The 7,962-nt window shown below is 65.4% G+C and carries 7 protein-coding genes; 6 read left to right on the plus strand and 1 reads right to left on the minus strand.

All coding sequences use genetic code 11. The features are described from left to right. From VDP82_RS10790 to VDP82_RS10810, 5 genes are all read left to right on the plus strand, one after another. Nucleotides 1–782, plus strand: a 782-nt coding sequence (locus VDP82_RS10790; RefSeq protein WP_416347098.1) for a type II and III secretion system protein family protein, incomplete at its 5' end; no start/stop codon positions are given. Between the two features lie 25 nt (nucleotides 783–807). Continuing rightward, nucleotides 808–2,079: an AAA family ATPase gene (locus tag VDP82_RS10795; protein ID WP_323014853.1), complete on the plus strand. Its 1,272-nt coding sequence runs from the start codon at nucleotides 808–810 to the stop codon at nucleotides 2,077–2,079. A 48-nt stretch (nucleotides 2,080–2,127) separates the two neighbouring features. Next, nucleotides 2,128–3,630: a CpaF family protein gene (locus VDP82_RS10800; protein WP_323014854.1), complete on the plus strand. Its 1,503-nt coding sequence runs from the start codon at nucleotides 2,128–2,130 to the stop codon at nucleotides 3,628–3,630. Beyond that, the gene (locus VDP82_RS10805) at nucleotides 3,630–4,604 is read left to right on the plus strand and encodes a type II secretion system F family protein (protein WP_323014855.1); all 975 of its coding nucleotides are present in this window, start codon (nucleotides 3,630–3,632) and stop codon (nucleotides 4,602–4,604) included. Before VDP82_RS10800 ends, VDP82_RS10805 begins: the two co-directional genes overlap by 1 nt. 13 nt (nucleotides 4,605–4,617) lie before the next feature. Continuing rightward, entirely contained in the window at nucleotides 4,618–5,625 is a 1,008-nt protein-coding gene (locus VDP82_RS10810; protein ID WP_323014856.1) for a type II secretion system F family protein, read from the plus strand. Between the two features lie 181 nt (nucleotides 5,626–5,806). Here VDP82_RS10810 and VDP82_RS10815 read toward each other — a convergent pair whose 3' ends face one another. Further along, the gene (locus VDP82_RS10815) at nucleotides 5,807–6,580 is read right to left on the minus strand and encodes a tetratricopeptide repeat protein (RefSeq protein WP_323014857.1); all 774 of its coding nucleotides are present in this window, start codon (nucleotides 6,578–6,580) and stop codon (nucleotides 5,807–5,809) included. Nucleotides 6,581–6,724: 144 nt separating this feature from the next. On the opposite strand from VDP82_RS10815, the gene VDP82_RS10820 reads away from it, so the two are divergent. Continuing rightward, a partial coding sequence (locus VDP82_RS10820) for a leucyl aminopeptidase family protein (protein ID WP_323014858.1) occupies nucleotides 6,725–7,962 on the plus strand: 1,238 nt, incomplete at its 3' end.

Genomic DNA, 7,962 nt, shown 5'->3' on the forward strand with positions numbered 1-7,962 from the left:
CCAAGCAGTTCGGCATCAATCTGGGCGCGGCCTTCAATTTCGGCCTGACCAATCTTTTGAGCTTCACCAACAATCTGGTCGACATCGAAACCCCCAGGGGCGTCGATTTCGCCGCCACCAACGGCAACAGCCAGCTCCAGGGGGCGATCCGGGCCCTGGAGGATCGCGGGGCCCTGCGGGTGCTGGCCCAGCCCACCCTCACCGCCATTTCGGGCGAGGAAGCCAAGTTCCTCGCCGGCGGCGAATTGCCCTATGTCACCTATGACCCCGATGGCGACGACCGCCTGCGCCGCTCGGTGATCTTCAAGCCCTATGGCGTCGAGCTTTCCTTTACCCCGGTGGTCAAGGCCAATGGCACGATCGGGCTCAAGGTCGATACCTCGGTGTCCGAGCCCAAGTCGGATTGGTCGATTTCCAAGCGCCAGGCCTCCACTTCGGTGGAATTGCCCAGCGGCACCACCCTGGCCATTGGCGGGCTGTTGCAGGAGAGCAGCAGCCAGAACATCCAGCAATTCCCCGTGCTGGGCGACATCCCCATCCTGGGCGCGCTGTTCCGCAGCCGCGATTACCAGACCAACCAGACCGAGCTGGTCATTCTGGTCACCCCCTATCTGGTGGCGCCCAGCCCGGCCAATGCCATCCCCGTGCCCACCGATCGCACCACCCTGGCCGGCGATGCCGAGGCCATTTTCCTGGGCCGGCTCGAAAACATGTATGGCGTCAGCCGTACCGGCGAGATCCGCGGCAGCATCAGCGGGTCGGTCGGCTTCGTGCTCGATTGAGCCGGTTCCAAGGAGTGTTGTCGTCATGAGTTTCCTCACCCCCGAACCGCGCAGGACCGAAGAGGCGGCGGCCGAGATCGCCTCGGGCGCGCGGCTGGTGCCGCGCATCACCATCCAGGCCTTTTGCGAGCATTCCCAAACCGCCCAGCTGGTGGAGAGCGCCATTCACGATCGGCGCATGTCCAAGGTGGCCCTCACCACCCATAATGGCGGCATAGACGGGGCAGTGGAGACCTATAAGTCCAATCCCACGCCCAATCTCATCATCGTGGAAACCGCGCTCTCGCCGCAGGACATCCCGGCGGCTCTGGAGCAACTGGCGCAGGTGTGCGACGCCGCCACCCGCGTCGTCGTGCTCGGCCATGTCAACGATGTGCAGCTTTACCGCGAGCTGATCCGCTCCGGCATTTCCGAATATATCGTCCTGCCCGCCACCGCCCAGCAGGTGGTCGGCGCCATTACCGATCTGTTCGCCTCCGAAAATGCCGCGCCGATCGGGCGCACCATCGGCTTCGTTTCGGCCAAGGGCGGGGCAGGCGGCTCCACCATCGGCCACAATGTCGCCTGGTCCATCGCCACGGCGCTGCGTCAGGACAGTCTCATTCTCGACATGGACCTGGCCTTCGGCACGGTGGGGCTCAATTTCAACCAGGACCCGCCCCATGGGCTGGCCGACGCCATCCAGGCCAACCAGAAGGTCGACCAGACCATGCTCGACCGCCTCATCAGCAAGGCGGCCAACCACGTCAACCTGCTTACCGCTCCGGTCACGCTCGACCGTACCTATGATTTCGAGGAGCGCGAATTCGAATCCGTGCTCGAATTGTGCCAGAATACCGTGCCGGTGGTGGTGCTCGACATTCCCCATGCCTGGAATGCCTGGATTCGCTACACTCTGGCCGCCCTCGACGAGGTGGTGATCGTGGCCGAGCCGGACCTGGCCAATCTGCGCAACGCCAAGAACCTGGCCGATACGATCCGCGCCCTGCGCCCCACCGAGGCCGCGCCCAATCTGGTGCTCAACAAGGTGGGCATGCCGCGCCGGCCCGAAATCGGCGCCGAGGAATTTTCCAGCTCCGTGGAGTGCCCGCTTCTGGGCCAGGTTCCGTTCGATGCGGCCCTGTTCGGCACCGCCGCCAATAATGGCCAGATGATCGCCGAGATCGCCGCCAACAACAAGATCAACGAGGTCTTCGCCGCCATCGGCCTGCATGTCACCGGCCGGCAGGCCGGCCATGCCGCCAGCCGCGCGGCCAGCCTCATCAAGCTGCCGTCATTCCTGAGAAAGCGGGCTTGAACGCAATGACCGCCCGGCCCCGCCGGGTCCGTGAAAGATAGGGCGACCATGTTTGGCAAGCGTACATCCTTTGGCGGCAATACCCCGGGCGTCGGCGAAGTGCCGCGCCCGGTGCCCGGTGCTGCCCCGCCGCGCGCCGAGCCGGTCTCGGCCCCGCCCCGCCGCCCGGCCGAAACCGACCCTATGGCCGCGCGTCTGCGCGGTTCCGAGGAGGGCGTGGTCGATGTCCGCGCTCCGGCCGACGCCGCCCGCGACAAGGAATATTTCCACACCAAGTCGGCCATCTTCAACGCGCTGATCGACAGCATCGACCTCTCCCAGCTCGCCACCATGGAGAGCCAGGCGGCGCGCGAGGAAATCCGCGACATCGTCGCCGAGATCATCGCGCTCAAATCCATCATCATGTCGATTTCCGAGCAGGAAGACCTACTCGAGGACATCTGCAACGACGTGCTCGGTTACGGCCCGCTCGAGCCGCTTTTGGCCCGCGACGACATCGCCGACATCATGGTAAACGGCTCCCAGCGTTGCTACATCGAAGTGGGCGGCAAGGTGCGCCTCACCAATGTGCGCTTCCGCGACGACGCCCATCTGATGAATGTGTGCCAGCGCATCGTGTCCCAGGTCGGCCGCCGGGTCGATGAAGGCTCGCCCATCTGCGACGCGCGCCTGCCCGATGGCTCCCGCGTCAACGTCATCGCGCCGCCGCTGGCCATCGATGGCGCCGCCCTCACCATCCGTAAGTTCAAAAAGGACAAGCTGACCCTCCAGCAGCTGGTCAAATACAATTCCATCTCGCCCGAGGGCGCCGAGGTGCTGCGCATTCTGGGCCGGGTGCGAGCCAATGTGCTGATTTCGGGCGGCACTGGCTCGGGCAAGACCACTTTGCTCAATTGCCTCACCGCCTTCATCGAAAAGGATGAGCGCGTCATCACCTGCGAGGACTCGGCCGAGCTTCAGCTCCAGCAGCCCCATGTGGTGCGCCTTGAAACCCGCCCGCCCAATCTTGAGGGCGAAGGCGAGATCACCATGCGCGATCTCATCAAGAACTGCCTGCGCATGCGCCCCGAGCGCATCATCGTCGGTGAAGTGCGCGGCCCAGAGGCGTTCGATCTGCTCCAGGCCATGAATACCGGCCATGACGGCTCCATGGGCACGCTGCACGCCAACTCTCCGCGCGAGGCGCTTTCGCGTCTGGAATCGATGATCACCATGGGCGGCTATGCCCTGCCCAGCCGCACCATCCGCGAGATGATCACCTCCTCCATCGACGTCATCGTGCAGGCGGCCCGCCTGCGCGACGGCTCGCGCCGCATCACCCACATTACCGAGATCCTGGGCATGGAAGGCGATGTCGTCGTCACCCAGGACATCTTCGTCTACGACATATTGGGCGAGGATGCCGGCGGCATGCTGGTGGGCAAGCATCGCTCCACCGGCATCACCAAGCCGCAATTCGCCGAGCGCGCCCGCTATTTCAACGAAGAGCCCAACCTGGTCGAAGCGCTGGAAAAGGCCAATGTGGAGCAGCGCCAGCTGCTGGATATGTAATGGTCACCATCCTGCTTTTCGTTCTGTGCGCGATTACCATCGGGGCGGCGGGCTTCGCGCTGGTGCCCTCGGCGCTGGGCGGGGGCAGGGCCGACAAGCGCCGCAAGGCGCTTCAGGGCGATGTGCGCGCCAACCGGCTCGAGACCAGCGCCGCCCGCAGCCGCGACGAGCGCCGCAAGAGCGTGCAGCAGGTCCTCAAGCAGCAGAACGATGCGCTGGCGGCCAAGAAGCGCCTCACTTTGCCGCAAATGCTGTTCCAGGCCGGCATGACCATCAAGCCCGCCGCCTTCATCCGCAACTCCGTCATCTTCGGGGCCGGGGTGGCGCTGCTGCTGGTGCTGGTGCAGGTGCCGGTCTATCTCGCTCCGGTCTTCGGTGTTGCCGCCGGCTATCTGCTGCCGCGCTGGTGGGTGGGGCGCAAGCGCAAGAAATATCAGGACCGCTTTCTCGACGAATTGCCCAATGCGGTGGAAGCCATCGTGCGCGGCGTCAAGACCGGCCTGCCGCTCAACGATTCCATCCGCGTCGTCGCCAAGGACGCCAAGGAGCCGGTGAAGTCCGAATTTTCCCGCGTGCTCGACCAGCAGGCCTTCGGCATGTCCATGACCGAGGCGGTAACGGTGCTGCTCGACCGCGTGCCCCTGCCGGAAGTCAATTTCTTCGTCGTGGTCATCACCGTCCAGCAGCAATCGGGCGGCAATCTCAGCGAGGCGCTGGGCAATCTGGCCAAGGTGCTGCGCAACCGCAAGAAGATGAAGGGCAAGATCAAGGCCATGTCCTCCGAGGCCAAGGCCTCCGCCGGCATCATCGGCTCGCTGCCCTTCGTGGTGGCCACTCTGGTGAGCCTGGTCTCGCCCTCCTATCTGTCCCCGCTCTTCACCACCACCATCGGCTATATCTGGCTGGGTGTCGGCTTCGTGCTGCTGGCGGTGGGCGTGTTTATCATGAACCGCATGGTCCAGTTCGAATATTGAGGGAGAAGCGGGCATGAACATCATCGATCTGCTCACCCAGCGCGATTTCCTCATCGCCGTCCTGGCCGCCATTTCCGCCGCCGCTGTGGTCTTCACCTTCGGCTCGGGCTTCATCGTGCGCACCGAGATGCGCGACCGCGTCAAGCGCGTGGCGCTGGAGCGCGAGAAGATGCGCGCCCAGGAAATGGCCCGCCTGCGCGGCAGCGCGCCCGCCGACAGCCGCAATATTCGCCGTAGCGCCGAAACCAAGACCTATATGAAAAACGTGGTCGAGCGCTTCAACCTGCGCAAGGCCTTCCAGGACGATGCCACCGTGGAAAAGCTGGCCATGGCCGGCTATCGCGGCCAGGGGCACCTGACCACCTATCTGTTTGCCCGCTTTGTTTCGCCTCTGGTCATCTTTCTTATCGCCGCGCTCTATACTCTGGTGCTGAGCCCCGGTGACCGCCCGCTTTATCTCAACCTGGTCTATGCCATCGGCGCCGGCCTGCTGGGCGCCTACCTGCCCAATGTCATGCTCAAGAACACCACGCAGAAGCGGCAGGCCTCGATCAGGAAGGCCTGGCCCGATTGTCTCGACCTGCTGCTGCTCTGCGTCGAGGCCGGCATGTCCATGGAGCACGCCTTCAAGCGCGTGGCGCGCGAGATCGGCCAGCAAAGCGCCGAACTGGCCGAGGAATTGACCCTCACCACCGCCGAGCTGGCCTTTCTGGAGGACCGGGGCCGCGCCTATGACAATCTGGGCCGCCGCACCGGGCTCGATGGGGTGCGCTCGGTGATGACCGCGCTCATCCAGGCCGACCGCTACGGCACCTCCGTGGGCCAGGCCCTGCGCGTCATGGCCGAGGAAGGCCGCGAGCAGCGCATGATGGAGGCCGAAAAGAAAGCCGCCTCCCTGCCGCCCAAGCTCACCGTGCCGCTGATCCTGTGCTTTTTGCCGGTGCTGTTCATCGTCATCATCGCCCCGGCCATGATCAAGGTCTTCGCCGGTCCCGTCGCCTCCACCGTCGGCGGCGGCTGAGGCCGCCATAGCCACAAACCCTTCCTTCTCCCCACGCGGGAGAAGTTGCCGAAGGGCGGATGAGGGGCTTCGAGCCGTCCCGTTAGGGCAAATCGCCCCGGTGGGCGATTTGAGGGGAGAAGGCCATGAGAGCTATGCTCGAATGGCAGGGCGGCGCCAGGCAGGGATGAGCGCAGCGCTCTCAGCTTTTTTCGATCAAATCCCAGCGGTTCTGCTGGGTCAGCAGGGCGCGGATATAGGCCATGTTGCTTTCCACCTGCTCGGGCGGCAGCTCGGCGCCGTAAAGCGCCCGCGCCTCGGTGAAGCGTCCCTGCAGCCCCACGATCAACGCCAGGTTCTGCCGGATGCGGCTGGTGGCGCCGCGCATCTGCACGGCGCGGCGCAGATGCTGCTCGGCCTGGGTCAGCTCGTTGGTCATGGCATAGGACAGGCCCATATTGGCCTCGATCGAGGCTTCGCCGGGCGCCAGCACCAGCGCCTGCGTATAAAGCGCGCGCGCTTCGCCATTGCGGCCCAGCTGGTCCAGCGCCGCGCCCTTGACCAGCAATGCGTTCCAGTCCGGGGCTTCCGGGCGGATCACATTGTCCAGCACCTGCAAGGCCTGGTCGAACCGCCCATCGGCGGTCAGCGCCTTGGCATAGGCCACGGCGATGTCGGGGTCGCGCGGGTTCTGGCCCAGGCTGATTTCGAGAACGGAGACGGCCTGCTGGCTCTGCCCCACCGCGCGCAGCGCGGCGGCATAGTGGATGGCCAGTCCCTTGTCGCGCGGATTGGCCTTGTAGCGCGCCATCAGCTCGGCCACGCTTTGCTGGCTCTGCGCGGCGCTCAGGCCCGAATAATCGGCGCTGGCCGAAACGCTGGTGCGGTTGGAGGCGCAGGCGCCCAGCGCCAGGGCCGCCACACCGGCCAGCAGAACCATGCGCAAGGGCCTGAAAACACTGTTGAGCGCGCTCACGAAACAACTCCCCGGAGCCATCCGGCCCCAGTGCCCAGACATAAATCATTAACCCTAACGCTGGGTTAAGCCGCTATTGTCCCCGCGTTGCCGCAGCCTGGGCCAATGGCTAAAAGGAAGGGCAATCCCCGGAGACCTTTTGCCATGACCGCCTCGCTTCCCCTTATCTGCGTCCAGCAAGATGTGCTGGAGCGCGCCGGCCTGTCGCCCGCCCATCGGGCCTGGGCCCAAGCCAATGGCTTTGCCGGCCAGCGCGGCCGGCTGCTGGCGCTGCCGGGGGAGAATGGCGCGCTGGCCGGGCATCTGTTCGGCATGGGCGAAACGGTTTCGCCCTTTCAGCTTGGCCAGGCCGGCGCGGCTCTGGGCGAGGGGCTCTGGCATCTGGCCGGCGATTTTGGCGATCCGACCCTGGCCGCTATCGGCTTCCGCCTCGGGGCCTATCGTTTCGAGCGCTACACCGCCGGAAAGCCCGGCTCCGAACTGGCCCTGCCCGAAGGGGCCGATGCCGGCGAGGTCACCCGCCAGGTCGAAGCCGCCACATTGGCGCGCGACCTCATCAACACCCCGCCCAACGATCTGGGGCCGAATGCCTTCGAAGCCGAGATTCGCGCTTTTGCCCAGGCGCGCGGCATGGAAATCTCCGTCACCGTCGGCGACGATCTGCTCGCCGCCAATTTTCCCATGATCCATGCCGTCGGTCGCGCCAGCGCCGAAGCGCCGCGCCTCGCCGATCTGCGCTGGGGCCGGGCCGATGCGCCCAGGGTGACGCTGGTGGGCAAGGGCGTCACCTTCGATACCGGCGGGCTCGACATCAAATCCGCCACCGGCATGCTGCTGATGAAAAAGGACATGGGCGGGGCCGCCAATGTGCTGGGCCTAGCCCATGCCATCGTTTCCGCCCGGCTCGATCTGCGCCTGCGCGTCCTCATTCCCATCGTCGAAAACGCCATTGCCGGCGCCGCCTTCCGCCCCGGCGACGTACTGGCCTCGCGCAAGGGCATCACGGTGGAAATCGGCAATACCGATGCCGAGGGGCGGCTGATTCTGGCTGACGCGCTGGCGCTGGCCGATGAGGAAACCCCTGAACTGCTCATCGATATGGCCACCCTCACCGGCGCCGCCCGCGTGGCGTTGGGGCCCGACCTGCCGCCGCTTTACAGCACCGACGACGCGCTCGCCCGCGCCCTGGTGACGGCCGGGGCAGGGGTGGACGATCCCCTCTGGCAGATGCCGCTCTGGAGCCCCTATGAGTCCATGCTGAAATCGCGCATCGCCGATATCAACAATGCCGCTACCGGCGGCTTTGCCGGCTCGGTCACGGCGGCACTGTTCCTGTCCCGCTTCGTGTCCAACGCCGAGGCCTGGGTGCATCTGGATATTTT

It is taken from the genome of Devosia sp., from assembly GCF_034675085.1.
GTDB lineage: Bacteria > Pseudomonadota > Alphaproteobacteria > Rhizobiales > Devosiaceae > Devosia.